This is a genomic window from Glycomyces tenuis DSM 44171 (assembly GCF_000427885.1).
Taxonomy (GTDB): domain Bacteria; phylum Actinomycetota; class Actinomycetes; order Mycobacteriales; family Micromonosporaceae; genus Glycomyces; species Glycomyces tenuis.
The window spans coordinates 60,023-86,615 of the sequence record NZ_KE386600.1 but is presented as its reverse complement, the minus strand read 5'-3'; the positions used below and the strand labels follow the sequence as shown (position 1 = coordinate 86,615).

At 69.4% G+C, this 26,593-nt stretch carries 22 protein-coding genes and 2 pseudogenes (1 of these 24 only partly in view); 15 read left to right on the top strand and 9 right to left on the bottom strand.

Annotation, left to right across the window (positions count from 1 at the left end):
- From eccCb to YWW_RS35500, 4 genes and pseudogenes are all read left to right on the top strand, one after another.
- Nucleotides 1–485 (top strand): annotated as a pseudogene (gene eccCb / locus YWW_RS32840) (type VII secretion protein EccCb); it begins 3,889 nt to the left of the window's first position.
- A gap of 225 nt (nt 486–710) precedes the next feature.
- Nucleotides 711–1,715: a hypothetical protein gene (locus tag YWW_RS0124590; protein WP_026932166.1), complete on the top strand. Its 1,005-nt coding sequence runs from the start codon at nt 711–713 to the stop codon at nt 1,713–1,715.
- Between the two features lie 40 nt (nt 1,716–1,755).
- Nucleotides 1,756–3,189 (top strand): plasmid pRiA4b ORF-3 family protein, encoded by a 1,434-nt coding sequence (locus YWW_RS34535; protein WP_051326272.1) that lies wholly within the window; start codon nt 1,756–1,758, stop codon nt 3,187–3,189.
- Nucleotides 3,190–3,916: 727 nt separating this feature from the next.
- A complete protein-coding gene (locus YWW_RS35500; protein ID WP_162145999.1) occupies nt 3,917–5,431 on the top strand; it encodes a S8 family peptidase in 1,515 nt (504 codons plus the stop codon).
- A 129-nt stretch (nt 5,432–5,560) separates the two neighbouring features.
- Here YWW_RS35500 and YWW_RS0124575 read toward each other — a convergent pair whose 3' ends face one another.
- Together YWW_RS0124575 and YWW_RS0124570 are read right to left on the bottom strand one after the other, a co-directional pair.
- Nucleotides 5,561–6,787: a WXG100 family type VII secretion target gene (locus YWW_RS0124575; RefSeq protein WP_026932165.1), complete on the bottom strand. Its 1,227-nt coding sequence runs from the start codon at nt 6,785–6,787 to the stop codon at nt 5,561–5,563.
- 51 nt (nt 6,788–6,838) lie between these two features.
- Nucleotides 6,839–7,372 carry a hypothetical protein gene (locus YWW_RS0124570; RefSeq protein WP_026932164.1) on the bottom strand — a complete coding sequence of 178 codons (534 nt, stop codon included), beginning with the start codon at nt 7,370–7,372 and terminating at the stop codon, nt 6,839–6,841.
- 410 nt (nt 7,373–7,782) lie between these two features.
- Here YWW_RS0124570 and YWW_RS0124565 point away from each other — a divergent pair, with 410 nt between their 5' ends.
- The 3 genes from YWW_RS0124565 to YWW_RS0124555 all read left to right on the top strand — a co-directional run bounded on the left by YWW_RS0124565 (nt 7,783) and on the right by YWW_RS0124555 (nt 8,979).
- Entirely contained in the window at nt 7,783–8,067 is a 285-nt protein-coding gene (locus tag YWW_RS0124565) for a hypothetical protein (RefSeq protein WP_026932163.1), read from the top strand.
- Between the two features lie 282 nt (nt 8,068–8,349).
- Nucleotides 8,350–8,661 carry a WXG100 family type VII secretion target gene (locus tag YWW_RS32830; protein ID WP_081687744.1) on the top strand — a complete coding sequence of 104 codons (312 nt, stop codon included), beginning with the start codon at nt 8,350–8,352 and terminating at the stop codon, nt 8,659–8,661.
- A 33-nt stretch (nt 8,662–8,694) separates the two neighbouring features.
- On the top strand, nt 8,695–8,979 hold the full coding sequence (locus YWW_RS0124555; protein ID WP_035702664.1) for a WXG100 family type VII secretion target: 285 nt from the start codon (nt 8,695–8,697) through the stop codon (nt 8,977–8,979).
- Nucleotides 8,980–9,056: 77 nt separating this feature from the next.
- On the opposite strand, the gene YWW_RS0124550 is transcribed toward YWW_RS0124555, so the two are convergent.
- Nucleotides 9,057–10,307 carry a S8 family peptidase gene (locus YWW_RS0124550; RefSeq protein WP_026932161.1) on the bottom strand — a complete coding sequence of 417 codons (1,251 nt, stop codon included), beginning with the start codon at nt 10,305–10,307 and terminating at the stop codon, nt 9,057–9,059.
- A gap of 198 nt (nt 10,308–10,505) precedes the next feature.
- On the opposite strand from YWW_RS0124550, the gene eccE reads away from it, so the two are divergent.
- Together eccE and YWW_RS34530 are read left to right on the top strand one after the other, a co-directional pair.
- A complete protein-coding gene (gene eccE, locus YWW_RS0124545; protein WP_026932160.1) occupies nt 10,506–11,759 on the top strand; it encodes a type VII secretion protein EccE in 1,254 nt (417 codons plus the stop codon).
- Nucleotides 11,756–13,363, top strand: a complete 1,608-nt coding sequence (locus tag YWW_RS34530; protein ID WP_051326270.1) for a hypothetical protein — start codon at nt 11,756–11,758, stop codon at nt 13,361–13,363. Before eccE ends, YWW_RS34530 begins: the two co-directional genes overlap by 4 nt.
- Before the next feature lie 57 nt (nt 13,364–13,420).
- Here YWW_RS34530 and YWW_RS0124535 read toward each other — a convergent pair whose 3' ends face one another.
- Together YWW_RS0124535 and YWW_RS0124530 are read right to left on the bottom strand one after the other, a co-directional pair.
- Nucleotides 13,421–14,386 (bottom strand): hypothetical protein, encoded by a 966-nt coding sequence (locus YWW_RS0124535; protein WP_026932159.1) that lies wholly within the window; start codon nt 14,384–14,386, stop codon nt 13,421–13,423.
- Between the two features lie 326 nt (nt 14,387–14,712).
- A complete protein-coding gene (locus YWW_RS0124530; protein WP_026932158.1) occupies nt 14,713–15,402 on the bottom strand; it encodes a hypothetical protein in 690 nt (229 codons plus the stop codon).
- 546 nt (nt 15,403–15,948) lie between these two features.
- Here YWW_RS0124530 and YWW_RS32820 point away from each other — a divergent pair.
- The 3 genes and pseudogenes from YWW_RS32820 to rpmA form a co-directional block, all read left to right on the top strand.
- A pseudogene (locus YWW_RS32820) lies at nt 15,949–18,174 on the top strand (Rne/Rng family ribonuclease); the annotation flags it as partial.
- A 371-nt stretch (nt 18,175–18,545) separates the two neighbouring features.
- Nucleotides 18,546–18,845, top strand: a complete 300-nt coding sequence (gene rplU / locus YWW_RS0124520) for a 50S ribosomal protein L21 (RefSeq protein ID WP_026924852.1) — start codon at nt 18,546–18,548, stop codon at nt 18,843–18,845.
- Nucleotides 18,846–18,856: 11 nt separating this feature from the next.
- Nucleotides 18,857–19,114 (top strand): 50S ribosomal protein L27, encoded by a 258-nt coding sequence (gene rpmA / locus YWW_RS0124515; RefSeq protein ID WP_026932157.1) that lies wholly within the window; start codon nt 18,857–18,859, stop codon nt 19,112–19,114.
- 1,766 nt (nt 19,115–20,880) lie between these two features.
- Here the strand turns inward: rpmA and YWW_RS32815 are convergent.
- On the bottom strand, nt 20,881–21,342 hold the full coding sequence (locus tag YWW_RS32815) for a phosphatase domain-containing protein (protein WP_051326268.1): 462 nt from the start codon (nt 21,340–21,342) through the stop codon (nt 20,881–20,883).
- Between the two features lie 218 nt (nt 21,343–21,560).
- On the bottom strand, nt 21,561–22,403 hold the full coding sequence (locus YWW_RS0124500; RefSeq protein ID WP_026932155.1) for an SAM-dependent methyltransferase: 843 nt from the start codon (nt 22,401–22,403) through the stop codon (nt 21,561–21,563).
- Nucleotides 22,404–22,840: 437 nt separating this feature from the next.
- Here YWW_RS0124500 and YWW_RS0124495 point away from each other — a divergent pair, with 437 nt between their 5' ends.
- Together YWW_RS0124495 and YWW_RS36340 are read left to right on the top strand one after the other, a co-directional pair.
- Nucleotides 22,841–23,224 (top strand): hypothetical protein, encoded by a 384-nt coding sequence (locus YWW_RS0124495; RefSeq protein WP_026932154.1) that lies wholly within the window; start codon nt 22,841–22,843, stop codon nt 23,222–23,224.
- A gap of 129 nt (nt 23,225–23,353) precedes the next feature.
- The gene (locus YWW_RS36340) at nt 23,354–24,022 is read left to right on the top strand and encodes a GAP family protein (RefSeq protein WP_026932153.1); all 669 of its coding nucleotides are present in this window, start codon (nt 23,354–23,356) and stop codon (nt 24,020–24,022) included.
- 141 nt (nt 24,023–24,163) lie between these two features.
- Here YWW_RS36340 and YWW_RS0124485 read toward each other — a convergent pair whose 3' ends face one another.
- Entirely contained in the window at nt 24,164–24,637 is a 474-nt protein-coding gene (locus YWW_RS0124485; protein ID WP_081687741.1) for a hypothetical protein, read from the bottom strand.
- Nucleotides 24,638–24,815: 178 nt separating this feature from the next.
- Nucleotides 24,816–25,376, bottom strand: a complete 561-nt coding sequence (locus tag YWW_RS0124475) for a TetR/AcrR family transcriptional regulator (protein ID WP_035702460.1) — start codon at nt 25,374–25,376, stop codon at nt 24,816–24,818.
- 56 nt (nt 25,377–25,432) lie between these two features.
- Here YWW_RS0124475 and YWW_RS0124470 point away from each other — a divergent pair, with 56 nt between their 5' ends.
- The gene (locus YWW_RS0124470; RefSeq protein ID WP_026932151.1) at nt 25,433–26,569 is read left to right on the top strand and encodes an FAD-dependent monooxygenase; all 1,137 of its coding nucleotides are present in this window, start codon (nt 25,433–25,435) and stop codon (nt 26,567–26,569) included.
- Nucleotides 26,570–26,593: the final 24 nt, after the last annotated feature.

Sequence of the window (26,593 nt, the reverse complement as noted above, 5' to 3'; positions counted from 1 at the left end):
AGCCGANGCTGCTGGANTACGCCATGTCGGGCAAGCAGTTCGAGGCCTCGTGCAAGAACCTCANGGGNCCGATNGAGAAGCGNCTGCCCGGNGNCGACGTCNNNCCGGCNNNGCTNCGNGANCGCTCGTGGTGGACCGGACCGGACCTGTACCTCATCGTCGACGACTACGAGATGGTGGCGACCAGGACCAACCCGATGACGNTCCTGNCCGNGCTNATCCCGCANGGCNNNGACATCGGCTTCCATGTCATCATCGCCCGCCGCTGCGCCGGCGCCGGGCGGTCGATGATGGACCCGATCATGGGGCAGATCAAGCAGCTCGAATCCCCGGGCCTGCTGATGAGCGGCCGCAAGGAGGAGGGCCAGATCTTCGGCAAGCTGCGCCCGAGCCCGCAGCCGGCCGGCCGCGGCACCCTGGTGCGGCGCAAAGACGGCGAGCAGCTCATCCAGACCACGCTGCTCCCGCCCAACGGCCAGGCCTAGCACTGGCGATCATCGGCCGCCGACCCGCCCGGGCCGGCGGCCGATGCCGTGCCCGCCGAAGGTGACGCACCGGACGGGCGGACTCCCGCCGGACCCTCCCGGTGGTGCATTCCCGGTATGCTCGATCCGAGTGCGGGAAGTCCTCGCATATTCCCCCCGTGAGCAAGGGCCCGAATGCGACTGGTGCGGCGATCGGGCGGCCCCCACCCCAGGCCGCCCTGGCAAGTGCAGACCCTCCGCCTCGCGCTGCTGGCGCAGGCCGCGATCACCGTGGCGCTGTGGCTGGGCGTGTGGCAGGGCCTTCAGAGCTTCGCGTGGACCGGCGGCGGCGTCGAGACCGACCTGCTCGAACGGAGCCTGTCGTACCTGCTCGTGCTCGCGCCGACGATCCCGGTCAACCTCGTGGCCGCCGTCTGGCTCGGCCGCGGCGGCCACCGCGCCCGCCTCTACCTCGCCTGCGCCGGCGTCCTCGTCGCCGTCCAGCAGATCCTCCTGCTCGTCCCCATCGACCCCGGCGGCTACCTCGCTCCGGGCGCGGTCTTCGCCCTCACCGTCGGGCCCGTCGCCTTCGCCTCCCTCGCGCTCGCCCTGACCCCCCGCGCCAAGGGCTGGCTGCGCGAGGCCCGGCCCAGGAGCGCCCGCCGCGTCATCGGCGTCGAAGGCCTCGCCTGGGGCCTGACCGCGGTCCTCGCCGTCGGCGTCGTCTCCTCGGTGGACCGGTGGGTCGCCGCCTCCGCCGAGACCGGACCGCCCGTCGGAGCATACGACGAATCGGACGTGTGGGCACGCATGGAGACAGCGGTGACGGCCACCGCGGCCGGCCCCGACGCCTTCCCCGGCTTCGACGCCCGCACCGTCCAGGTCACCGCCTGCGGCTACCGCACCGACGCCGGCCTGCGCACCTACCGTTACCTGCTCGCCTATGAGCTCGCGCCCTTCGCCGAGCCGGCCGACGAGGCGGCCTACGCCCAGGCCGTCCGCGAGGCCTGGAGCGGCGAGGACTACCAGATCCTCTACGACGGCACGACCGCCGAAGGCGACGCCTCGATCAGGGCCTCGCGCGAGGACGAGCTGACCCTGCACCTCGTCCTCGGCGAAGCCGCCGCGCTGGAGATCCGCAGCGGCTGCCTGGAACGGGTCGACCCCGACCCGGGGTGCCTCCCGGCCCAAGGCGGCGTCGCGCCCGAAGACGACACCGTCGAGGGCCTGCTCTGCCTCGGGAAGGACTGAAGGGGTTCCCAGCGCCGTGCCGAGGTGACAGCATGGAGTGATGAGCACCCGACGGGAGCGGCGGCGCGTCGAGCGGATCGCCAGCCGCGCCGAAGCCAGGCACGAGGCCGCCGGGATCGACGACCTCCTGGCGATGATGCGCCCGCACATGGCCGCCATCGGCGACGACCTCTCGACCGTCACCGACCCCTTCGAGGCCGAACTCGCCGGCGGCGCCGTCCTCGGCCTCCTGGCGGGCCTCGAACTGCTCGACTCCGACCGCGCGGCCGTGCGCCTGGTCGAGGACGTCGCACTCCAGGGCGACACGAGCGCCCGCGCGCTCCTGGCCTTCATCGGCCTGGGGCCCGACCCGGGCCTGGCGGATCTGGCCCGGCGGGCCGACGCCGCCCTGGACGCGGCCGGCGTCGCCGACCCGGTGTGGGCCCCGGCGCTCTCCGAGCCGGTCGAGCCGATCCGCTTCACGATGGTCACCGTCCCCGGCAGCCGCTCCGAGGCCTGGCTGCTGGCGCTGTTCCGCCGCTCGGACACCGAGCACGGCTTCCTCGTCGGCGTCGACTACACCGACTGCGGCGCGATCACGATGCTCGACCCCGTCCCGCCCGACCACGTGGACGAGCTCGTCCGGCGCGTCGAGCGCGGCGAGCTCGTCGACGACGTCCCGACGGTGGCCGAGGACCTCGACAGCGAGCGGGCCCGGATCTTCCTCGACGGCGCGATCGGCGCGACCCTTGACCACTGGGCCGACGATGACGACGACGCCGAGGGCGGCCTGGAGGAGGACCTGATGCCGGGCCGGATCATCCTGCTGGGCCGCAGGCTCAACGAGGCGGGCCTGGTCGGCGATCCCCCCGAGCACGGCGGGCACGTCCCAGGCCACTGGAAGACCGACGAGCCCGCGACCCGGCTGCCGCCCAAGCCCGACCGCGAAGGCGGGGCGCCGATCCTCCGATTGCGCGTCGCCCTGGAGCGCACCGACCCGCCGGTCTGGCGCCGCCTCGAAGTGCCGGCCGACACCTCCTTGTCGGACCTCCACGCGATCCTCCAGACCGCCTTCGCCTGGACCGGCGCGCACTCCCACTGCTTCGTGACCGCCTTCGGCGAATTCAGCGCCGGCGCCGAGCTCGCCTGCGAGGACGAGGCCGAGGTCGCCGTCGAGCAGGTCCTCTCCGATCCGGGCGACGACATGACCTACCTGTACGACTTCAACGACAACTGGGACCACACGGTGACCGTCGAGGCCGTGGCCGAACCCGACCCGGCCGCCGCGTATCCGCGCTGCACGGACGGAGGGGAACCGGCGCCGCTGGAGGACGCGGGCGGCCTCGAGGCATGGCGGCACCTGACGGCCGCCCTGGCGGATGCCGAGCACCCTGACCACCGCCAACTCATCGACGAGCACGACCCGGAAGTCCTGAAACCCTTCGATCCCGCCGAGGTCAACGCCCGCCTCCACATGGAAGCGACACCGGACTGACCGTGCCGCTCGAGCAGGATCGACGCCCCGCGACGAGGCGCAAGGACTTCGCGGTATTCGTTCAGTGGGTGAACGCGACCGCGATCTGACTCTCGCCGTCCAAGTCGAGCCTGCTCGCCGTGCTGGTCAGCGGGGATGGAACGCAGTCGTAGACGGGCATGTTCGATCAGCTGAGAGGCCAATGGAACTCCTCGGGCGGTGGGGGTGGATCAGCTTCATTGCCGATTCCGCGATTCGCCGGAATGTTGCCAATTGAATGCAAAGCGTGGGGTTCGCTGGTTGCGGCTGCAGGGCGTGGAGCGGAGAGGCCCACGACCCTCGTCTGAGGGGCGGTGGGCCTGCGACTCCGCTAGAAGGATCGAGCTCGGGCGGCGTGTCAAGGGTGCGAGTCGATGAGGGGCGGCCGTCTGTCGTATCCAAGTCAGTGCTCACCACAACAATGATGTTGCGCCGCATAGGCACACACCTGGGCGTATTCGCTGTTCGCGGCTGTTTCGTTATGAAATGCACGATTTACTCATATCGATGTGAGATCGGATGTGAGGAGCCGGCCCTTGATCGTCGCGGCATGGCCGCTGGCTTCGTGCCTGGCGCAGGGCGCCGCAGAGAGGCTGCACACTGCGTACGGACGCATGGCCTGGGGCTCGCAGGCAGGAGGTTGGTCCGGTATCTTGTGGGACAGAGCGGACAGCGCTGTATCGGTTCACCTACGGAAGGGGCCATCCCCATGGCGACACCTCTCGACCCAACACCCCCGAAACGCAGATACCGCCTCACCGAATCCTCAAGCCGCGCAAGGCTTGCCGTAGGCGCCGGAATCGGCACGCTCGCACTGGCCGGCGCCATTGTCGCCACGCCTGGAGCGGCGATCGCTCAAGACGGAGAGCTCGAGGCCGCCAACCAGTGGGTCACCGATCAGATCCAGGCTCCAGCAGCGTGGGAGACCACGCAGGGCGAGGGCGTCACGGTCGCCGTTGTCGATATGGGTGTTTCTGAGCACCCCTACTTCGAAGGCAAGGATATTCAACCGGGGTACTCGACTTACTCAGACGAGGAAGACGCCTGGAATGACGCTGAGGGCCACGGAACCGCTGTTACCTCAATGGTCTTGAATGTCGCCCCAGCGGCAACGATCCTGCCGGTCCGTATTAACAACGGTGCCGAGATCGAAGGCTTGACCGGTGGTGCCGGTGAAAGCGCAGCGATCGAGGGCATCAGATGGGCGGCCGACAATGGTGCTGATGTGGTGGCTCTGCCATGGGTGAGTGTCGACTACGAACCGAGCGAAGAGTATCTGGGAGCAATCCAATACGCAATCGATATGGGCGCGGTTGTCGTTGCCGGTGCGGGTAACGATCCTGCTCTCGAGGGAGTACCTGCCCCTGCGTCAATACCTGGAGTTGTCGCGGTGGCGGGAACCGATCAGAGCGGGAATTCTTGGGATCAGAGCACGACTGGCGAAGATGTCGAAGTTTCGGCGCCGGCTTCCGGGATGACCGTTGCTGCGGTTCAGGAGGAATCGCTTGGCTGGGGCGATGACACTGACCAAGAGCTATACCGCGAATCGACAGGAACATCGCTTGCCACGGGCATCACCAGTGGTGTCGTTGCATTGATTTTGTCAGCCAATCAGGACATCGATGGCAACAACGCGATCCAGCGTTTGATCCAGACTGCCGGCAGCGGTGGTGGCAGTGATCACACCGAAGAGTTGGGCTACGGGGTGATCAATGCAGACCAAGCCGTCAATGCAGGTGACATCGAGACGGTTGAAGAGAATCCACTCGGCTACCCGCTGGGTGAGCCCGGAGCAAGCGGCGCCGAAGCGGAAGAAGAGGGAGCCGCTGAAGGCTCGGGAGAAGGCTCGTCGGAAAACAGCCCATCGGTCGGCGCTGCCGAGCAGTCGGGCACAGGGCTCTCAACCATCATCATCGTTGCAGCCGCCGTCGTCTTGGTCGGTGCCGCGATCGCGGTATGGCTGGTGCTCCGAGGGCGAAGCCGCAAACAGGCCGCTGAAGCGGGGCCGCCCGGCGGTTTCGGCGGTGAGGGCGCCCCTGCTCAAGGTGGCTATCCCCAAACCGGTCAGGTTCAACCTCCCCAGTACGGGCCGCCTCCCGGTGGAGGCCAGAACTTCAGCCCTCCGCCGCCGACCGGTGGTCAGCAGCATTACAGCCCGCCGATGAACACCGGCGAGTCGAGTCCGCCTTGGGGTCCGGGCAGCGACCCGAACCAGCGCCGATAAGGCATATGGCTCCGGAGACGGCGAACTCGCCGTCTCCGGAGCCATTTCATATCTCACGGCCATCGGACAACGAGTGAGGGGCGAACGGCCTTGGCCGTTCGCCCCTCAAACGCTCTGCTCAGCTGGCCGTCAGTCGTCGAGTTCCTCGTCCGACGTGCGGTTGCGACTCCAGTTGATGTCGTCTTCCCGCAGCCAGGTCTCGCGCGTGGTCTCTTCTTCCTCGTCATCGTCGTAGTAACCGGACCGGGTGCCGCCGCGCGGACCCATGCCCCGGTTGTTCATACCGCGACCAGACGTGTTCGAACCGGGGCCCATACCGCGACCGCTTCCGGACCCGCTGCCACGGCCACCGCTGGTGTTCGCACCACTTCGAGCCGGGCTGGTCGTACCGGTCGTTCCACGGCCAGGAGCAGGTCCCGTGCCGCTTCCCCTCGCCGGACCGAACAGTCCCGTGCCGGCGCCGGTGAAGCTGGTACCGCCCGTGCCACCTGTCGGTACGGTGCCTCCGGTGTAGCCTCCGCCGCCGATGGGGCTGAGGCCGCCACCGGCCAGACCACCACCGTTGATGTCGGAGTCGACGTTCTCGTAGGAACCCGGCGCCCAGTCTTCGACGGGGTCGAGATCACCTTGCTCACTGTCGGGGATGCCATCGCCGTTGCGGTCCGCCAAGCCCCCGTCACTTCCGGGAGCACCGTCAAGGCCGTCAGGGTTCGACAAGCCGTCTTGGCCGAACACCCCGCCGGTCGGTGGCTGGTAGGTGGTGTTGCCAGGCATGTCGCTGGGAGGCGGGGGAGGGGGGCCTTCAACAGGACCGTAAATGCTTTCGGACTTGTACCTGTCACCGAGATCTGCCACGATCCGGGCCATCGCGTCGTGGCGGTCTGATCTGTACTGCTCGTACTCGTTCCGGTACTGCTCCTGCTTGGTGAGGTAATCAGGATCTTCGGGCTTGACGTTCTTGACATCTTCAAGCCAGTCCTCGTACTCGAGTTCACTGGCCGGTGAGAGGTCCTGATTCTGTGCGCTGGTCTGGGCGTCACTCAAGGCTTGTGAGACATCAGGGATCCAGCTCTCAGCCATCTGCATCATGTCTTCTTCAGCCGTCTGACTGTATTCGTAGACAAGACGCATGCGGCGCTGGAACTCTTCGGAGGCAGGGCCCTGCCAGTAGTCGACCGTGGCGAGCATGCTGCTGTCGAGCTGATCACGGGCTGTCTCAAGGCCGCCCTTGGCGGTGGTCCACATGCTGCCGCCTTGCTCGACACTCCACGGGTCGCCTTGGGTGATGAGCATCTCCCAAAGCTCTTCATGGGTGTAGGTGTTGCGGTAGTAGTCGAAGCCTTTACCTGCTCCCATAACAGGACTCCTTCCTTGGGGCTGAGGCTGAGGTTCATGTCGAGGCCGGATTTAGTGTTGAGGGTCGCTGCCGGGCTCTTCGCTCTCGGGCGGAATCTCATCGGCATTGTCGACTTCGGACTCGGTGATGCCGTCGCTGTTGGTGAACTGCGACTCGACCAGATTCACGTCGGCCTGTACGTTGCCGTCCTCATCGAGGTAGTTCTGCATGATGTCCTGGCTGACCTGCTCACCGGTCGCGTAGCCGTGGTTGATGCGCTCGACCTGGTCGGCCTTGCCCTTGTAGAAGTTCTCCCGGTAGGCGTCCCGGAGTTCTACAGCGTCGTCGAAGCCGCCGAGCTTGAGGTTCAGGGCGTCGACCTGCTCGAACTGGAAGTCCGGCATGAGGTGGAACGTCATGGAGCGGATGCGGGTGAGGTTCCCGTTGGTCACCAGGTCGCGGATGCTCTCGAGGTCGGTCTGGATGGTACCGAGGCTGCCGGTGAGGTCACGGAGGGCCTCTTCGTCGACGACGACTTGAGTACCTGCCTGGTTCGTGACGGTATAGGTCCCGTCGCCGTTGTCGGCGACCTCGTATGGAAGCATCTGCGTTCACCTCAAGGAAGTTCGGTCAGGGGGTATCGCGGGCCAGGCCGGGCAACACGCTCGACGGGCAAGGCCACTCACCTTGTGCTGAGACCAGCATACCGAGCGGGCGCCACCGAGTCTGACCTGGATTGGTCGGTATGGCACGAATGGGGGAGCTCGAAGCACAAGGGACTGTAAGGGTGAAGGATGGTACGCCGTCGTCGCGCGTGACATGCTCGTGATCTCGGCCCCGGCGAGCACTACTACGAGCCCACTCACCTCCGGCCACCGTCCCTGAGACATCTACGAGATCGGCGGCAGGCCGCACGACCCCGAGAGCCCCGGTTCGCACGGCAGCCCCGGCTGGTTCCAGGACCGACGCACCGGCCGGCACCGTCGCAGCGAGCCGCCTGCCTCACCGCACTCGCATGGCCTACCTCGTCGCCCTAGTCCACGACGTCCCGCTCCAGGTCGCCCGCGACGCCGAGCTCGGCGAACCCTCCGGCCGCCCGAGGTTTCGCCTGACGTTCACCGACCGCTACCCGACTCTTCTCGGGCATGTCACCGGCCTCGACGGCCCGGCGCCGCTCCTCCACGTCCCCGACCGCCTCCACCGGGACCGGGCCAGAACCGAGGGCACCGCTGCCACCATCCGCGACACCGCCCGCTTCACCTGGCACCGCCTCTTGAAGGAGGCGACCCGAACCGATTGAGACCGGCGCCCGGGGCCGCGAGCCCGCGGCCTGCTTGTGCGGAGTGATCGCACTCTGCCGAGCGTGCCGAGGGCAGTTCGTCACGGCTTGCGGGGCTTGGCACGATGTGGGGATACACGACCGTGGTCACCGCTTGTAAACTAAGAGGCGCACCGCCAGCCCGGTGAGTTTGCACGGACGGGTTATGGTGACTGCGGAATCGATGAGAAACTCACTGGGATACCCCTGACGGCTCTAGATCTCTAGGCCGCGGCCCCCGGTTAAACACTAGGAGGTGTGACGATGCCAGATGCCGTTGAAATGACAGCGGAAACAGTCGAACAGGCCGCCATCGACACGATGAACGCGAAGTTCGAGGTCGACGGTATTTTGCAGAGCCTCAAGTCGCTCTGCGACTCGCTCGCCGCTTCATGGGGCGGTGCTGGTGCCGCCGCGTTCCAGGAGATCATGCTCCTCTGGGACCAGGAGGCCAGCGACCTGCTCGAGGCGCTCCAGAACATCGCGGATATGCTGGACCAGAGCGCCGCCGCGACGGTCGAGCAGGACATGGACTCCCAGAACGACTTCGCCGGCTTCGACGCCGAACTCTCTTAAACTCCCCGACAACAAGGAAAGAGGTGACATGCCATGAGCACCATCAAGCTCTCTTACAGCGAGCTCGAAGCCGCCACCGCCCAGATCGCTTCTGAGTCGGGCGCCATCAACGACACGCTCTCCGAGCTCGCCAGCAGGCTGGACGCCCTCAACTGGGAAGGTTCCGACAAGGAGGCCTACGAGGGCCAGCGGGCGGAATGGAACCAGTCGATCGGCAAGCTCAACGAGATCCTGGAGCAGGTCGGCACCGCCGTCAACAACGCCAAGATCCGCTACGCTGAGACCGAGGCCGCCAACGCGGCTCGTTTCGCCAGCTAGCTTCCTCGTCAGAGCGAAGAGAAACCCGGGCAGATCGCGGGATCGCCCGGGTTTCCTGCTGTCCACGCCCCGCGGCCTCAGGTCGGGTCCGCCTCGACCTTCACCGGGAGGTCGTCGCTCTTGCGGGTCCCAGGGCGCCAGCCGCGCCCGCGCCCCTTCGGGATGATCTTCCGCAAGACGAGCACCAGCGTGATCAGCGCGGCCGCCACGCCCACGCTCGCCCACGCGATGGCCTTCTCGGTGGCCAGCGGGTCGTAGCCGACAGGGATGGCCTCGATCAGCTCCTCACCGGTCTGGAAGTCCGTCGGCGAAGGGGACTCGCTGGCCTCGCCCGCGCTCTCCTCGTCGATCGGGTCAGCCAGGGCCCGGCCCACGTTCAGCACGCCGTAGCCCTGGTAGATGTTGAAGTCGTTCGGCGGGGGGATCGCCGTGTCGCGCAGCCGCTGCTCGATCTGCTGCGGCGTCACGCTCTCCCCGTACTCGCCCTTGAGCAGGGCCGCCGCCCCCGCGACGTACGGCGCCGCGTAGCTGGTGCCGGAGTCGTTCCTCCAGTCGCCGCCCGCGTAGGGGAAGGTCACCTCCTGGCCCGGCGCGAGCAGGTCCATGTTATTGCCGTAGTTGGTCTCCTGGTAGAAGTTCCCTGAGGGGTTGTTCGCGCCGACCGCGATCACGTCGGGGTAGTTCGCCGGGAAGAATTGGGCGTCTTCGCCGGTGAGCGACGTGTCGTCCATGTTCAGGTTCTCGTTGCCCGTGGCCGCGACGATCACCACGTTGCTCGTGATGGCGTTGTTCACCGCCGCTTCGAGCTCGGGCGTGTGCGGCAGCGCGATCGAGACGTTGATGACGTCGGCGTCGTTCGCGACCGCGTCGTTGATCAGCGACGCCACCATCTGGCTCCTGGCGATGTCGCCGCCCTCGTCCCCCTGGAAGGCCCGCAGCGGCAGGATGTTCGCCTCGGGGGCGACGCCGATGAACTGATCGCCGTCCGCGCCTCCCGCGGCGATGGCGGCCACCCCGGTCCCGTGGAAGTAGCCGTCGCACTTGCCCCTGGCGTCCGGGTCCCACGGGTCGAAGCCGTCCAGGACCCGGTCCCCGAAGATCTCCAGGTCCGCCTGCACGCCGGAATCGATGACGGCGATCGTCACCGGGTCGCCGTCCTCGAACGTCCCCCGGTTGTACTGGTGGGCCTCGTCGATGCCGATGAAGTCGGTGGCCCACGCCGTGGCGGTGAGCGGGTCGCCCTGGTCCACGGGCGGCGAGCAGGGGGCCTGGTCCTCGGCGGAAACTTCGGGGGTGTCGAACTGGGCCGCGGCCGGTGTCGTCGTCACCAACACCGTGCAGGTCGCCGCCGCTGCGGCGACCGCGGTATAGAGAGGAAGACGCGGGAGGAATCGCACCCGCACAGTCTAACGCCGGCCCGCCAACGAGCGGGTTCACCCGCCTGACGCCTCGGGCGGTCACCGCTGGGTGGACTCGTCCGCTTACGATAGGTACGACCACTCAGCTTCACGAGGAGACGTCGCACAATGACGATGTTGCAGGGGCAGCAGCAAGCCCGCGGCACCGCGTCGGTGGAGTCGCAGCAAGACGGCCCGGCCCCCGGCGAGACGGTCGTGTTCACGACGCGCTCCTCGGGCAGGCTCGGTCCGCTCACGGTGGCGCAGCTCATCGCGATCGAGATCGCCCTGGCGATAGCCCTGGCCTGCCTGGCCTTCCCGCTGCCGGTGCAGGCCGCCGGCGGCGCGGTCGCGCTGATCGTCATGATCGTCGTGTTCTGGCGCAAGGGCGACTACTGGTGGTACCAGACCTGGCCGCTGCGCTCCCGGCTCAAGCGCCGCGTCCGCGCGCTCGACCCCGAGCAGCTCACCGAGGTCCTCCACCGCATCGCCCCCGACCTGGGCATCACCGGCGTCGAAGACCGCGACGAGAACGTTGGCATCGGCCACGACAACGGCGGCTGGTTCACCGCCATCGAGATCGGCAACACCGACGGCGTCACCAAGGCCATCCCGATCGAGCGCCTCGAACGGCTCTTCGACGAGACGTCGGTGCCCGTCACCGCCGTCCAGCTCGTCGGCCACACCACCCCGGTCGGCCTGGCCGCCTACGACAACAGCGCCGCCGCCCGCTCCTACCGCGAACTGCTCGGCGACTACCCGGCCGTCGTCCACCACAAGGCGTGGCTGGCCGTCCGGCTCGGCGCCCGTGACGCCCGCGACGCCACCGCCGAACGCGGCGGCGAGGTCGACGGCGTCTACAAGGCGCTCGCCTCCACCGCACAGCGCGTCTCCAAACTGCTCGGCAACGTCGGCGTCCCAAACCGGATCCTCGACGCCGAAGGCGTCCGCGAGGCCGTCCAGCAGTCCCTCGGCGTCGCCTTCGCGCCGGTGCCCGGCGAGCGCACCGCCGAGGACTGGGACCACTGGTACGCCGACGGCCTGCGCCACGTCGCCTACCGGATCACCAAGTGGCCCAGCGACGCCCAGGCGCTCCACCGCACCGTCGACGCCCTGTCCGGCGTCCCGGCGGCCTTCGTGACCGTCTCCATCGTCGTCACCGCCGGCACCTCGGGCAAGGTCAACCCCGACGGCCGCGTCACCGGCCGCCAGCTCGCCGTCGACGCCGTGGTCCGGCTCGCGCTCGACCAGGCGTCGTGGGAGTCGGCGCAGAACCAGATGCTCAACGTCGCCGACCAGCTCGGCGTCCGACTGCAGCGGCTCGACGGCGAACACGGCCCGGCCGCGTACGCGTCCGCCCCGACCGGAGGAGGTCCCCGATGAGCGACCGAGGCAACGTCTACGGCGGCGGCACCTACCAGGGCGGCACCTACCAGGGCGGCGGCTACCGGGGTGGGCGCCACCACGGTGAGGACGAGGACGAGGAGCAGCGCGAGTCGCAGTCCCCGCCCTCGGTCGACGACGACGCCAACGGCACGCTCAAGGTCGCCCGCCGCGGCGCCCCGAACACCGGCGGCCAGGCCGCCCAGCCGCCCGCCTCCCAGCAGCAGCAGACGCCGCGCCCGCCCGCCGCACCGCAGACGTACGGCCCGGGCGCCCGCCCCCAGGCTCAGCCCGCCTCCCCGGCGCGCCAAGGGCAGCCGCCGGCCTCTCCGGCCCGCGGGGGCGCCGCGCCGCAGCCGCCCCGTCCGCCGCAGACCGCCCAGCAGCCGGCCTCGCCGCCGAGGCCCCCGCAGCCCCCGGCGAGCCAGCAGCCCACGCCGTCGCAGCCGCCCGCGGCCAGGCCGCCCGCCGCGCCGCCCGCGGCCCAGCGCCCGGCGGCGCCCGCCTCGCCGCCTCGGGCCCAGCCGCCCGCGCAGCCTCCGGCCCCGCCGACGAGCTCCCAGCCGCCGACGACGTCGCAGCCGCCCTCCGCGCCGGTCTCGGCCGCGCCCGTCTCCGGCCCGTCGGTCTCCAGCGTCTCCCCGGTGTCGGTCCAGCCGGTCTCCGGTCAGCCCGTGTCGGGGCAGCCGGTCTCCGGGCAGCCGTTCTCGAGCCAGCCCGCCTCGGCCCAGCCGTACTCGGGCGTGCCCTACTCCGGCGCCGCCCCCATGAGCGTGAGCGGCGGCCCGGTCAGCTCCATGCCCACCTCGGCGGGCCTGTTCGGCGTCTCCCAGGTCTCCGCGGGCCCCACCGAAGGCACCGTCTACGGCCTGCCGGTCACCGACCGCGCCGTCGAGACCGCCTCGGACGCGGGCAAGGCCATCGAGCCGCTGCGCTCCATGCCGCAGATCCCCACCGCGCGGGCCCTGGAGCTCATGACCTCCGCCAGCCCGCCCGCCGGGCTCGTCATCGGCCGCGACGCCGAGCAGGTCCCGGTCGTCGCGCCGTTCTTCCGCCCCGAGGAGACCCGCATCAACCTCATCGGCGGCGTCTACCTCGCGCGGCTGCTGGTCTTCCGGGCCCTCGCGCTCGGCACCCGCGTCGCGGTGTGCACCACCCGCCCGCAGGAGTGGAACGGCCTGGGCGAATCGGCCACCAACCGCAACGACCGCCTCGCCGTCCTCCACGGCGACCAGCCGGTCACCGTCGAGGCCAGCCAGCACTCCCCGGCGCTGTACGTCTACGACGTCGGCGAGCGCGGCTCCCAGACCAAGCCGGTCCTCGGCCCCTGGCGCACCCAGCTGACCGTGCTGCCGCGCCTGACCAACTTCGCCGACAACCTCACCTCGGAGGCCCACATGACGGTCCTCCAGCGGCTCACCGCCGAGGAGGCCCAGATCGCGCGGTCGAGCATCCGAGTCAACCAGGAAGTCCTGCAATGGCTCCAGATGCTGCACGACGACATGATCGCCATGCTCCGCAAGGGCCAGAAGGAGAAGTACCTGTGGTGCGCCCCGACCTCCATCGAGGCGCAGATGTTCGGCGCCCCCATGCGCACGTACTGAGCTGACGCGAAGGCGGGCGGAGCCACTGAAGCTCCGCCCGCCTTCGTCGTGTTCAGGTCAGGAGGCGTCCCGCCACGCCGCCAGGTACGAGTCCGCCAGCTGCACGCTCAGATCCGTCATGCCCTGCTGGTCCAGACCCGAGCCGACCAGGGCCAGGCGCACCACCATGTAGACGTTGTCGTCCTGGACGTGCAGGTGGTAGTTCGAGGTGCCCTCGTCGACGACGGCCGCCACCGCCGCCGCCTGGTCGCCGACCTCGGGCGCGGGGTCCACCTGCGTCCACGAGTCGGTGAGCTCGGCGAGCTGGCCCGCCTCGAGCTCGAAGTTCACCGACGCCCTCGCGTCCGTCTCGAACGAGACGGCCTCGAACTCCAGCAGCGCCACGGAGCTGTCGGCGGCCCCGTACGTGAGCACGCACAGCTGCTCCCAGCCGCTGTTCCTCTGCTCGGCTTCGGCGGTCGTCTCCGCCTCCACGTCCCCGATGTACTCCTCGAGCGGCGCGGCATCGGCCAGCGAGCACGGGTCCTCGCTCTGCCCGTAGGTCAGACCCGGGGCGGCGTCCTGCGTCTCGCTGCCGGAGTCGTCGCGGTTGAACCACCACCAGCCGGCCCCGCCCAGCAGGCCCAGCACGACGACGGCCGCGATGATCTTCGGGATCGGGCTCGACTTGCGGGCGCGGCTGCGCTTCTTCTGGAAGTCCGAGCGCCTGCGCGTCTCCTTGGGGACGTAGCCGAGCTTGCCGATCGCGGTCGTGCCCTCGTCGCCCCACGTGCCGCCCCGCTCGTCGGCGAACGCCGCCTCCTCGAACGGCTCGGGGGCGCGCGCCTCCTCGGCCGGGGCGGGCCGCTGCGGCGACTGCGTGCCGTGGCTCGGTGTGTCCTGGCGTCCGTACGGCTGCGCGGGCTGCTGCGAACGAGGCGGCGACGACTGCGGCGGCTGCGCGCGGCCGGGGCTCTGCGGTGAGGTGTACGGCGACTGCTGCGGGCGGGCCTGGCCGCGCCCGTCCTGCGGTCCGCCCGCCACCGGGCCACCGGCCGCCGGGCCACCGGCCTGCGGCCTTCCGCCCGCGGCGGGCATCTGCCTGCCCCGCCCCGCCTGCGGCCTGCCCGCCTGCGGACGCCGCCCCTCCGGGGCCGGCTCGCCGGGCACCTGACCGCGACCACCCTGCGCCGCACGCGGACCGCCCGGCTGCTGCTGCCACTGGCGCGAGCCGTCCCGAGCACCGTCGTCGGGCGACTGGTCATAAGCCGGGCCAAAGGGTGGTGTGGCGCTCACAATATCCTCCGCGAGTGGTTTCGGCGTGTCGACTTGACGCCGGGGCAGTCTCGGCCAGCTTAAAGGTGGGCCGGTCAATTCCCGTCCCGGGGGAGCGCGTCGATGAGCCCCGAAGCCAGATCCACCGCCAGTTGACGCTGATCGCCGTCCCCTGGCGGCACGCCCGTCAGGAACGAGTTGACGCTCACCGTCGCATTGGCCTCCTGCGCGTGCAGGCGCAGCTCGGCCTCCTCGCCGCCCTCGACGACGGCCACCGCGGCCTCCTCGCCCACCCCGTTCACCGGCGAGGTCTCGTGCCCCTCGGCGGCCTCGAACTCGAGCACTCCCGCGTGGGCTGCGCTGGCGTCGTCGACCGTCTCGTACACCTGCACCGTCGCGAAGAACGTGACCAGCCGGTACGCGTCGTTGCCGGTGTGCTCGGCCGAATAGGCGCAGTCGAAGGTGCGCACCCGGTCCTCGCTCCGGTCCGAGGCCTCACGCGCCTGCTCCACGTCCGCCCACGGCGTCAGCAGCTCCTCGTCGACGAACAACTCGCACAGATCGCCGATCCCGCCGGCATCGACGTTCGGCTCGGTGTCGCCGAAGCCGCTCACCCAGAACAGCACCGTCCCGCCGCCCGCCAGGAGGAGCACGACCGCGGCGAGGACGCCGCCGGCGCCGACGAGCTGGCGCAGCCTGTCGGCACCGCGATGCCGCCCCTGGTAGGTGTCGGGTTTGCGGTCACCCTGGGGTTTCTCGGACTCATCGGAGTCGATGACCTGCACTGCGATGTCCGTGACCTCCGTGCGTCGGTTGCGCGCCGCGGGCCCGATCGGGCCTCACGGGCCAAATGGGGCCAGCCTATCGAGTACATCGGACGCCTACCATGGCCCGATCGTGCCAAACACGCATAGTCGGGTGATCTCACCCGAACGTGACCGCAGCCAGGCGCGCCGACGAGGCCTCAAGTGAGAGACGGGGCACCGGGCGGCCGTCCGGCTCGGCGAATGACGCAGAGTGTGCGATACTCGACCTTGTCGTACCGCACATATAGACGACGGTGCGACCGCACAGGTCCTGTCCGCGCTGCTCACGGCGACGGATGTGGACGGCGCTCGGCCGAGGCAGAGGTGTTTCCTCGGCACGAGTTGAGGCTTTCGGTGCGGTCCGAACGGCCCGGAACGCCGAGCCGCCGGACGGTTTTTCGGCGTCTCCGAGGCGTGAAGACCGCACTACTGATGCCGCGCCCGTGCGGCAGCGGACGCACACAGCGTCACGCGCCCGGGCGGCGGCTGGAATGGAGATTTATTCGCATGCGCGAGAACGAGCCGCGCGAACAGGTGCCCGCTGCCACGGTCACCTTCATGGCGCCGCAGAAACCCAAGAACGACGAACCCGCGGAAGCCCCGCCCAAGACCGAGCGTCCCCGCTCGCGGGCGGCCGCTCCCCAGGCGGTTCCGATGTTCGCCCCCCCGCCCAAGGTCGAGAAGACCGACCGCCGGGACGACCGCGACGACGAGCCGGCCGAACCCAGACGGACCCAGAAGAAGAGCCAGGCCAAGAAGGGTCAGCAGAAGCAGACCTCGAAGACCAAGGCCCAGCCCAAAGAGCCCGAACCCCAGCACGACGAGGACCTCGCCGACGACTTCGACGACGACCTCGACGACGAGACCGCCGAGGAGCGCCGCCGCCGCAGAGGCCGGCGCGGACGCCGCGGCCGCGGCCGCGGCAAGGGCGGCGACAGCGCCTCCGACATCGACGACGACGATGCCGACGAAGGCGAGGAGACCTCGGCCGAGGCCGAGGACGACAACGGCTCGGGCGACAGCCCCGAGGTCACCCGCCGCCGTCGCCGCCGCCGCAAGCGCGCCGGATCCGAGGACTCCGACCGGAGCAAGCACGACGACGGCGACGCCGAAGTCGTCGTCAAAGTCCGCACCCCCAAGAAGAGCTCGAACGACGACGTCCGCGGCGTCTCCGGCTCCACCCGCCTCGAGGCGAAGCGCCAGCGCCGCCGCGACGGCCGCAAAGGCGGACGCAACCGCGTCCAGGTCGTCAGCGAGGCCGAGTTCCTCGCCCGACGCGAAGCGGTCGAACGCCAGATGGTCGTCCGCGTCCGCGGCGGCCGCGCCCAGGCCGCCGTCCTCGAAGACGACATCCTCGCCGAGCACTACGTCTCCAAATCCGGTGCCCAAGGCCTGGTCGGCAACGTCTACCTCGGCAAAGTCCAGAACGTCCTCCCGAGCATGGAGGCCGCCTTCGTCGACATCGGACGCGGCCGCAACGCCGTGCTCTACGCCGGCGAGGTCAACTGGGACGCCACCGGCCTGGCCGGCAAGGCCCGCTCCATCGAGCAGGCCCTCAAACCCGGCGACTCCGTCCTCGTCCAGGTCACCAAGGACCCCGTCGGCCACAAGGGCGCCCGCCTGACCAGCCACGTCGCCCTGTCCGGCCGCCACCTCGTCTACGTGCCCGGCGGCAACGCCTCCGGGATCTCCCGCAAACTCCCCGACCGCGAGCGCACCCGGCTGCGCGCCGCGCTGAAGAAGCTCGTGCCCGAGAGCGCCGGCGTCATCGTCCGCACCGCCGCCGAAGGCGCCGGCCCCGAAGACCTCGCCCGCGACATCTCCCGCCTCCAGATCGAGTGGGAGGAGATCCAGGCCAAGGCCAAGAAGGGCAACGCCCCCTCCGTGCTCCACTCCGAGCCCGACGTGCTCATCCGCGTCGTCCGTGACGTCTTCAACGAGGACTTCAAGGAGCTCCTGGTCGAAGGCGAGGATGCCTACGACGAGATCCACAAGTACCTCGAATCGGTCTCGCCGGAGCTGCTGCCGCGCCTGAAGCGCCACACCGGCACCAAGGACGTCTTCGCCGAGAAGCGCGTCGACGAGCAGCTGCTCAAGGCCCTCGACCGCAAGGTCTACCTGCCCTCGGGCGGCTCGCTGGTCATCGACCGGACCGAGGCGATGACCGTCATCGACGTCAACACCGGCCGGTTCACCGGCGAGGGCGGCAACCTCGAGGAGACCGTCACCCGCAACAACCTCGAAGCGGCCGAGGAGATCGTCCGGCAGCTGCGGCTGCGCGACGTCGGCGGCATCGTCGTCATCGACTTCATCGACATGGTGCTCGAGTCGAACCGCGACCTGGTGCTGCGCCGCCTCACCGAATGCCTGGGCCGCGACCGCACCAAGCACCAGGTCACCGAGGTGACCTCCCTCGGGCTGGTCCAGATGACGCGCAAGCGCGTCGGCCAGGGCCTCATCGAGGCGTTCTCGGAGCCGTGCGACCACTGCAAGGGCCGCGGCGTGCTCATCCACACCGACGAGATCCTCGGCACCGCCCCCGCCAAGAAGCGGGGCGGCGGCTCCTCGTCCGGGAACGGCAACGGCGGCGGCAAGAAGAAGCGCGAGCGCGCCAAGTCCGGCTCCAAGCAGTCCGACAAGAAGGCCGAGCAGGCCGAACCCAAGTCGGCCGCTGAGCAGACCGCGAAGATCGCGGCCTCGCTGAGCGAGCAGGACGAGGAATCGGACGAGACCGGGAACGACTCGGACTGAACACCGGCGGACGCCGCGGACTGTGACGTTCGCGGCGTCGGCCTGATCCCAATGCCCGAACCAGCGCGTACATGACGTACGCTAGTGAGCGGCCTGCATAGAGCCTTCAGCTTTTCCTCCCCGTCCCGGCGGAGGGAGCCCGCGCCCCGCGCAGACGGGGACGGGTTCATCGAGAGCCCGAAGGCCGAGCACACGGCACCGCCCGCCTTCCGCGGAGGCGAGCCGGAGCTCGATCGGCGGGCCGGCCACGGCGACGCTCACGGAGCGGAGCGGTGGTGGGTGTGAGACACCGCAATTGTTTGACAGACACCGTTCCCCTGCGGGGAACTTGTTCCCCGCACCGGGGAGGACCCAAGGAGACCAGCGTCGACATGTACGCAATCGTCAAGACTGGCGGAAAGCAGTACAAGGTCGCCGAGGGCGACGTCCTCGAAGTCGAGAAGCTTCAGGGCGAGCCCGGCGACACGCTTACGCTGCCTGCGGTAATGCTCGTCGACGAAGGCACTGTGGTCACCGACGCCTCCGGCGTCACGGTGAGCGGTGAACTTCTCGAGCACACCAAGGGCCCGAAGATCAAGATCCACAAGTACAAGAACAAGACCGGCTACCACAAGCGCCAGGGGCACCGTCAGCCGCTGACCCGCGTCAAGGTCACCGGGATCGAGAAGTAAGGGGTTGACCGATGGCACACAAGAAGGGTGCATCCAGCTCCCGTAACGGGCGCGACTCCAACTCCAAGCGCCTCGGTGTGAAGCGCTTCGGGGGTCAGCACGTCAGCGCCGGCGAGATCCTCATCCGGCAGCGCGGCACCAAGTACCACCCGGGCGACCTGGTGGGCCGCGGCGGCGACGACACGCTGTTCGCGCTCGCCGAGGGCGAGGTGCTGTTCTCCAGCAAGCGTGGCCGCAAGCTCGTGAACATCGTCCCGAGCGAGTCGTAGAGCCCGCGCTCAGAACTTGAGGAACCGGGGATCGCCGAAAGGCGGTCCCCGGTTTCGCGTATCCGGGAATGGGTCGCGGCGGCAGAGCACTGGTTGTGTAGTCGGGCCCTTACGCATAAGGTCCATTCCCCTCCGTTCGAGTGAATGGCGTGGAGCACATCGCTTCTTGAGCGGCTTCTATTCGGAGAGCGTTCGGCGAGCCGGCGCGGACCTGCGGTGGAGGCGACGGCGCGGTTTGCGGTCCGGCCGAGTCGTCCGTATTCCGAACCCCGCGGTCTGCGCGATTGTCGTCCCAGTTCAGAAGGGTATTCGCCCCGAAGGGGGACCCCCTGATTCAGGCCCATCGAGCCCGTGTATATTTGTTTCTGCCCGCGGGGGAACGGAACAGCCGAGAAGGCCGATCCGGAAGCCGCCGGAGACCAGCGACAAACTCTGAAGAGTGTCGGCGCGGTCCGGAAGCTGATTCGCGGGGATCTCAAAGGCTCACAAGAGGCTCGATCAGGTGTGACACAGGTTAATCAGCCTGGAACTTGCACAAGGATCAGAGACTGCTAGAGTTGAGAGGTTGCTCCGGCTGAGGCCAATCACGAAAGTGTAAGACTCAGTTGTGGCGTGTTGTTTGAGAACTCAACAGGGTGTTTGGATGGTCAGCGTGTGGGCTGGCTGTGGATCTTTCGGGGTTCATGGTTGGTACTGTTTTTGACTGTCTTTTCCTTGGGGCGTACTGGTTTGCTGAACTGGTGGGTCTCGGATGATCGGTCAGGGCATGCTTCGGCACATTGCTTCGCGCTGATGCTCGGTTTCGGGTGTTGGTGTGTTTGGTTTTGGTTGGAGAGTTTGATCCTGGCTCAGGACGAACGCTGGCGGCGTGCTTCACACATGCAAGTCGAACGNGGCCGAGCCGCACCTGCTGGTCCTCGGCGACTCGGAGTGCGGCAAGACGAACCTGCTGCGGCACATCGTCCGCCAGATCCAAGCGCACCACACGGACCGAGAGGCCAAGATCATCCTCGCCGACTACCGGCGCGGCATGCTCGAGGAAGTGAGCGAGCCGATGCTGCTGGATTACGCCATGTCGGGCAAGCAGTTCGAGGCCTCGTGCAAGAACCTCAGGGGACCGATGGAGAAGCGGCTGCCCGGGGGCGACGTCAGCCCGGCGCAGCTCCGTGATCGCTCGTGGTGGACCGGACCGGAGCTGTACCTCATCGTCGACGACTACGAGATGGTGGCGACCAGGACCAACCCGATGACGCTCCTGGCCGGGCTGATCCCGCACGGCATGGACATCGGCTTCCATGTCATCATCGCCCGCCGCTGCGCCGGCGCCGGGCGGTCGATGATGGATCCGATCATGGGGCAGATCAAGCAGCTCGAATCCCCGGGCCTGCTGATGAGCGGCCGCAAGGAGGAGGGCCAGATCTTCGGCAAGCTGCGCCCGAGCCCGCAGCCGGCCGGCCGCGGCACCCTGGTGCGGCGCAAAGACGGCGAACAGCTCATCCAGACCACGCTGCTCCCGCCCAACGGCTTGTCGGTCTGATCGCCTCGGAAGGCCGCACTCGATTCGCGGAGCCGGCCTGTCCGGCCGCCATCCGTCGGCTCGGATCCAGGAACCGCCGCAGGCGGGCGGCGATGCCGTCGGCGTCGAGTCCGTGCAGGCGCTCGTGTTCGGCGGCGGTGCCGTAGCGGCGCGGCTCCGCTCGTCCCACCCCGATCGACAGCAGGCGGGGTGGGGCCGGACAGCGCCCGTCGGGGTCTGTGAACAGCCCCTAGAAGTCGCCGTAGGCGACTTGGAGGCAGGTCAGACCGAGGCTCTCCCTCCACAGCCGCACGGCCTGGTCGCGGTCGTCGATGGCGCAGAGGATGTCCCGGCCGGCCAGGTGAGCGTCGTAGATCTCGCGCTTGATCCTGTAGTCCTTGCGGTGGTCGCCGCTCTCGCGCATGTACAGCTCGAACTCGGGGACGGCGAGATGCTCGCGGAGCCACCGGAGCGTGGCGTCGCGGCAGGTGCCGCTCAGGCCGTGCCGGGTGCGCTCGGGGACGTCGGCGTAGTCCACGTTCTCTCGGCCGGAGAGGAACACGATCTCGTGGCCCGCCTGCGCGAGGGCTTCGACGACGGCGATGACGGGGGTGTTGGGCAGATCGGTCTCGACCAGGTGGTAGTCGAACGGGCCGCGGCCGTTGCGCAGGGCCACGGTGCCGTCGACGTCGACGATCACGGTCCGGGTCATGAGGCGGTCCTCCAAGGGCGTTCCCGGCTGACACGTTGAAGCCCCGGCTCGAGGCCGGGGCTTCTCCCCTGACGGGGGCTTCCATGGTATGGAGCTTCCAGCATAACCGGGCGGCGGCCGGGCCGCCCTTCACCAGGGGCTGCGAGGCCCCTGGGGTCGCGCTCATTCCGGTCGCGGCCGGGAACCGGGCCGCGGCCACGCGCCCTCGGCCCGTGTTCTCACGGCTTGCGGGCCACGCCGGCCATGAGGATGCGCTGGTACGGCTCGAGATCCGCCGCCGTCGGCACCTCGCGGTCGGGCTCGCCGGGGAACCAGCGGGCCAGGAAGTCCAGTCCGGGCGGCTCCAGCGGCAGGCCCAGGAAGTGCTCCTCGATGCGTTCGGGGGTGCGGATCCAGCCGTTGCCGAGGCTCTCCAGGCCGGCCTGCTCCATGCCCTTCTGGAGGGGTTCGCCGGTGTCCACGAAGTCGGTGATGAACAGGTACGAGCCGGACGGGCAGGCGTCCAGCAGGACGCGGACCCACTCGTCGGGCTCTTCGTCGTCGTGGAAGTGCATGTGCAGGCCCACGACCATCAATCCGATCGGCCGGGTGAAGTCCAGCATGTCCTTCACGTCGGGGTGGTCGAGGATGCTCTGCGGGTCGCGCAGGTCGGCTGTGACGACCGTGGTCGAGTGGTCGTCGGCCAGCAGGGCCCGGCCGTGCGCCAGCACGATCGGGTCGTTGTCGACGTAGACGACCTTCGCGCCCGGGTTGATCGACTGCGCGGCCTGGTGGGTGTTCTCCATCGTCGGCAGTCCCGCCCCGATGTCCAGGAACTGGTCGATCCCCTTGCTCGCCATGTACTTCACGCCCTTGACCAGGGCCTGGCGGTTCTCCTTGGCGCAGTCGCCGGCGTTCGGCACGTGCTTGACGTAGGCGTCGGCGCCCGCTCGGTCGGCCGCGAAGTTGTCCTTGCCGCCGAGCAGCGCGTCGTAGACGCGCGCGATCGTGGGTTTGCTGATGTCGAAGTCGGATGCGAAGTCGGCTTTTTCGTCGGGCGTGGCCCCGTCGTTCTCAGTCATCGGCTCAGCCTCTTCGTTGAAGGAACGTTGGGCACATCGTACGACCTTGGTCACACCGCGAGCCTGCCGGATCAGTCCGTCAGGACACAGGAGAACCATACAGACCCATGTGGAACATGAAGCGCAGCAGGCACATCAGAGAACTTCGCCTGCGAACGGAACGCAGCCGAGCCCCTCCGTGGGGGTTCCGGGGCCATCATTCGGCCGTCGCCGTCCGGCCGGTGCCGGGTACCCGCGTCTCGGTGACAGGGGATGCCATGGGGTCTGCATCTGTTCATGCAGTTTGCATTGACCGGCCTTGACCTGCGAAGTCGACGGCGGCGGCCTGTGGAATACTGGCCTTGCGAACGGGCCGTCATCGTCGCGAGAGTGCTCTCGCCCCTTGGTGGTTCGGCCCGCTCGGGCAGCTTCCGGCAGCAGACGACAAGGACCAGCCCATGACCGACTCCGCGAACGACGTGCTCGGCCTCGATGCCGTCGAGCCGTACGAGCGGTACCGGAATTTCGAGATCGACGGTCTGGCGGTGCGGGTGACCATCCCCGACGGCGTCCAGGAGACCGGCAGACAAGGCGTTTCGAAGGTGGTGTCGGTCTACGAGCTCGTCGGCGAGGAGCGGGGCCGGTTCATCGCGACCGTCTACCGCCTCGACGGCGATCTCCCGGCCTTGGCGCACTTCAACGTCCACTTCGAGCGAGTGCTCGACCGCGAGCGCCGGAGCGCCGTCATCGACCTTGTGGAGGCGTGGTGGCGGCGCCGACGGGACTGGAAGGACACGCGTCCGGCTCAGCGGCGCACGGCGACGCCGCGGCAGGGCCGCTGACCGCAGCGCTTCCTCTGCCGCCGCGCCCGCGGCGGACGATCACCGCGTGAAATCCCGAGCGTCCGTTCCCGTTCGGCCCGGCCGCGCGGGTGCGTAGTCTTGCCGGACTCGGCGGATTGGAGTGGCGGCGTGGATTTCGGATTGCTGGCGAGCCTGGCGGGACTGGCGGTCCTGGACTCGCTGAACACCTCGACCATGCTGGCGGTGGCCGTGATCGTGCTGACCGCTCGGCGGCCGGCGGCGACCGGGTGGTCCTATCTGGCCGGAGCGGTGCTGGCCTTCTACCTGGTGGCGGCGGCGTTGCTGCTCGGTGCCGCGGCGGCCGAGGACGCGCTGGCGGAGTTCACGATGTGGGCCCGCCGGGCCATCTTCGCGGCGTTGGCCCTGTTCCTCGCCTGGCTCGGCCGGCGCCGCCTGCGGACACGTCCGAGGCGGTCGGCGGTGCGGCTGCCCGCCTGGGTGAACCCGTGGAGCGCTGTCGGACTGGGGGTCTTGACGACGGCATCGGACCTGCCGAGCGCCTTCCCGCTGTTCTTCGCGGTGAGCCGACTCGTCGACGCCCCGCTCGGCACCGCGCAGAACCTCTCCCTCCTCGCGGGCTATGCCGTCGTCTACGCCCTGCCCACGCTCGGCGTGCTCGCAGCGGGGCTCGGACTCAAGGACCGGCAACGGGACCGGCTGGAGCAGTTCGCGAGCGGCTACGGCACGGGCGAGGTCGCGGCGAGCCGGCCGATCGCCGCGCTGTACTTCACCGCGGCGGCGGCCAGCGCGGCGGTGGCGGTGTTCGTCATCGGGTGACGGCCTCCTCCTTCGGCAGACGGGCGGGCGGCCGGCGGTGACCCCGCCGGCCGCCCGCGGCGCTTCGGTGCGGCGCCGCTTCGTCGATCGGCTCGCGCCGGGCGAGCTCGCAGCCCGCTACCCGGTCGCCGTGCGCACGGACTAGATCGACTCGACGGAGTCGTAGGTGCCGTCGCCGTCGGAGTCCGAGGCGACCGAGTCGATGTAGCCGTCGCCGTCGGTGTCGGACTCGACGGTGTCGGCGTAGCCGTCGGCGTCGGTGTCGCTCGCGACCGTGTCGAGGTACGTGTCGCCGTCGGTGTCGAAGACGCCGGTCTCGTAGTAGCCGTCCCCGTCGGTGTCGCTCACGGCCTGGTCGATCCAACCGTCGCCGTCCATGTCGGACTCGATGGTGTCGGTGATGCCGTCGCCGTCGGTGTCGTAGGAGACCGACTCGTTCACCCCGTCGCCGTCGATGTCGGTGTCGGCGACGGCGGAGTAGACGTCGTCCGAGGCCGTGTCGTCGGTGTACATGTCGTCCGTGGAGGACGTGGTGTCGTCGGTGTACGTGCCGTCGGTCTCGAACTCGTCCGTGGTGAAGTCGTCTTCGGCCATGGGGTCGTCGTATTCGCTCATCGTTCTCCCAAGCTCGGGTGTGAGAAGTGTTCAGTGCTTGCGTTGAGCAACCATAGAACTCGCCCGCAAATCGGGTGTTTTCGGGACCGAGGCTTCGCCCGCATCACCCGCGATACCAGGCGCGTCGTCCGCCGATGCACCGCCTCGCCACCGGAGGACGCCAGGTGATCGCGGACCGTCACCGGCCGAGCATGCCGCGGAGGAGGCCCCGGAGAGCGCTGTGCAGTTCCTCGGCCGAGGGGGCGTCCCCCGCCCCGGCGAGGGCGTCGAAGGTGAGGCCCTCGACGAAGGCGAGGAGGGTGCGCCCGTGCCGCGGCGGGTCCGGTGATCCGGCCGCCGCCATCGCCGCGGTCGCGAGCTCGCGCGGGCGCCTCCCCAGCTGGTCGTAACGGCGCCGCAGCGCCGGCTGGCGGTTCGCCTCCAGGGCCATCTCGTAGCGGGCCAGGCTCAGTGAGCGGTGCCGGCCGATCAGGTCGGTCAGCGCCGCCGCCAGCAGAGCGGCCAAGGCGTCCGGGTCCTCGGGGAACGGGCCCGCGGAGGTGAACCGTTCGGTCTCGATCGCCTCCAGGCGCGTCAACGCGAGCTCCAGCAGCGCCACGCGCGAGCGGGCGACGTTCGAGGTCGACCCGAGCGGCAGCCCCGCGATCTCGTCGACGGCGCGGTGGGTCAGGCCGCGCATGCCGCGTTCGGCGAGCAGGTCGAGTGCGGCGTCGGCCACATGTCTGGCGCGTGGACTCATCACCCTGGCATACTACACTTGTAGTCTTACTACGGGTGTAGTGAATTGGAGCATTCATGGGACACGCGGTGGTGGTCGGAGGGGGCATCGGCGGCTTGACGGCCGCACTGGCGCTGCGCGCCAAGGGATGGAGCGTGGCGGTCTATGAGCGCGCCCCCGCTCTGGAGGCGGTCGGCGCCGGGCTGGCGGTGGCCCCGAACGGATTGCGAGCGCTCGACGTGGTCGGCGTCGGCGACCGGATCCGCGAGGCGGCGGCGTTCGGCGAGGCGGCGGCCGGCGTCAGAAGCCACGACGGGACCTGGCTGATCAAGACCGACCGGCGGGCCGCCGAGGAGCGCTGGGGCGACCTCGCCGTCGTCGTGCCGCGCGCGAGACTCGTCGCCGCGCTGGCCGAGCGCCTCGGCGCCGAGGCGCTGCACCTGGGCGTCACGGTCGAGGGCGTCGATCCCGACAGCGGCACGGTGACCACCACCGCGGGAACCGCCGAAGGCGATCTCGTCGTGGCGGCCGACGGCATCCGCTCACCGACCCGCGCGGCGCTGTTCCCCGACCACCCCGGCCCGGTCTACTCCGGAGAGACGACGTGGCGGTGGCTGCTCCCCCGCGTCGAGATGACGGTCGGCGGCGTCGAATACTGGGGCCCGACCGGCGCGATCGCCACCATGCCGCTGGCCGACCGCGCCCTGTACATGTACGCGGCCGCCCTCGTTCCGGCGGGAGAGCGGGCGGACGACGAGCGCGAGGTCCTGCTCGACCGCTTCGGCGACTGGCCGGAGCCGCTGCCCGAGCTGCTGGCGACGACCGAGCCGGGCTCGGTGCTGCGCAGCGACGTCCACCATCTGGCGACCCCGCTGCCGGCCTTCCACAAGGGCCGGGTGGCGGTCCTCGGCGACGCGGCCCACGCCATGGTCCCCCACCTCGGCCAAGGGGCGTGCCAGGCGATCGAGGACGCGGTGGTGCTCGCGCACGAGATCGCCCACGGCGACGGGCTGCCCGGCTACACGCGGGCGCGGCTGCCGCGCTGCACCAAGGTCGCCGCGGACTCGCTGTCGACCATGCGCCTGTCCATGGCCCGGCACTTCGTACCGATCGCCTTGCGCAACACCGGTCTGCGCATCGCCGCTCGCGTGGCGCCCAGAGCCGGGCTGCGCCGGCTCGACCCGATTCTCACCTGGCGGCCGCCGGAGGCCTGAGCGGAGGCTCCGAGCCTCGCGCCC

Bases quoted from the DNA above. Each gene is read 5' to 3' on its own strand.
- YWW_RS34535 (WP_051326272.1), top strand. From the start codon at position 1,756: ATGAGCACCCGACGGGAGCGGCGGCGCGTCGAGCGGATCGCCAGCCGC.
- YWW_RS0124570 (WP_026932164.1), bottom strand. From the start codon at position 7,372: ATGCTTCCATACGAGGTCGCCGACAACGGCGACGGGACCTATACCGTC.
- YWW_RS0124500 (WP_026932155.1), bottom strand. From the start codon at position 22,403: ATGACTGAGAACGACGGGGCCACGCCCGACGAAAAAGCCGACTTCGCA.
- YWW_RS0124475 (WP_035702460.1), bottom strand. From the start codon at position 25,376: ATGAGTCCACGCGCCAGACATGTGGCCGACGCCGCACTCGACCTGCTC.
- YWW_RS0124575 (WP_026932165.1), bottom strand. From the start codon at position 6,787: ATGGGAGCAGGTAAAGGCTTCGACTACTACCGCAACACCTACACCCAT.
- YWW_RS0124470 (WP_026932151.1), top strand. From the start codon at position 25,433: ATGGGACACGCGGTGGTGGTCGGAGGGGGCATCGGCGGCTTGACGGCC.
- YWW_RS34530 (WP_051326270.1), top strand. From the start codon at position 11,756: ATGAGCGACCGAGGCAACGTCTACGGCGGCGGCACCTACCAGGGCGGC.
- eccE (WP_026932160.1), top strand. From the start codon at position 10,506: ATGACGATGTTGCAGGGGCAGCAGCAAGCCCGCGGCACCGCGTCGGTG.
- YWW_RS0124495 (WP_026932154.1), top strand. From the start codon at position 22,841: ATGACCGACTCCGCGAACGACGTGCTCGGCCTCGATGCCGTCGAGCCG.
- YWW_RS0124485 (WP_081687741.1), bottom strand. From the start codon at position 24,637: ATGAGCGAATACGACGACCCCATGGCCGAAGACGACTTCACCACGGAC.
- YWW_RS35500 (WP_162145999.1), top strand. From the start codon at position 3,917: ATGGCGACACCTCTCGACCCAACACCCCCGAAACGCAGATACCGCCTC.
- rplU (WP_026924852.1), top strand. From the start codon at position 18,546: ATGTACGCAATCGTCAAGACTGGCGGAAAGCAGTACAAGGTCGCCGAG.
- YWW_RS0124555 (WP_035702664.1), top strand. From the start codon at position 8,695: ATGAGCACCATCAAGCTCTCTTACAGCGAGCTCGAAGCCGCCACCGCC.
- rpmA (WP_026932157.1), top strand. From the start codon at position 18,857: ATGGCACACAAGAAGGGTGCATCCAGCTCCCGTAACGGGCGCGACTCC.
- YWW_RS32815 (WP_051326268.1), bottom strand. From the start codon at position 21,342: ATGACCCGGACCGTGATCGTCGACGTCGACGGCACCGTGGCCCTGCGC.
- YWW_RS32830 (WP_081687744.1), top strand. From the start codon at position 8,350: ATGCCAGATGCCGTTGAAATGACAGCGGAAACAGTCGAACAGGCCGCC.
- YWW_RS0124565 (WP_026932163.1), top strand. From the start codon at position 7,783: ATGGCCTACCTCGTCGCCCTAGTCCACGACGTCCCGCTCCAGGTCGCC.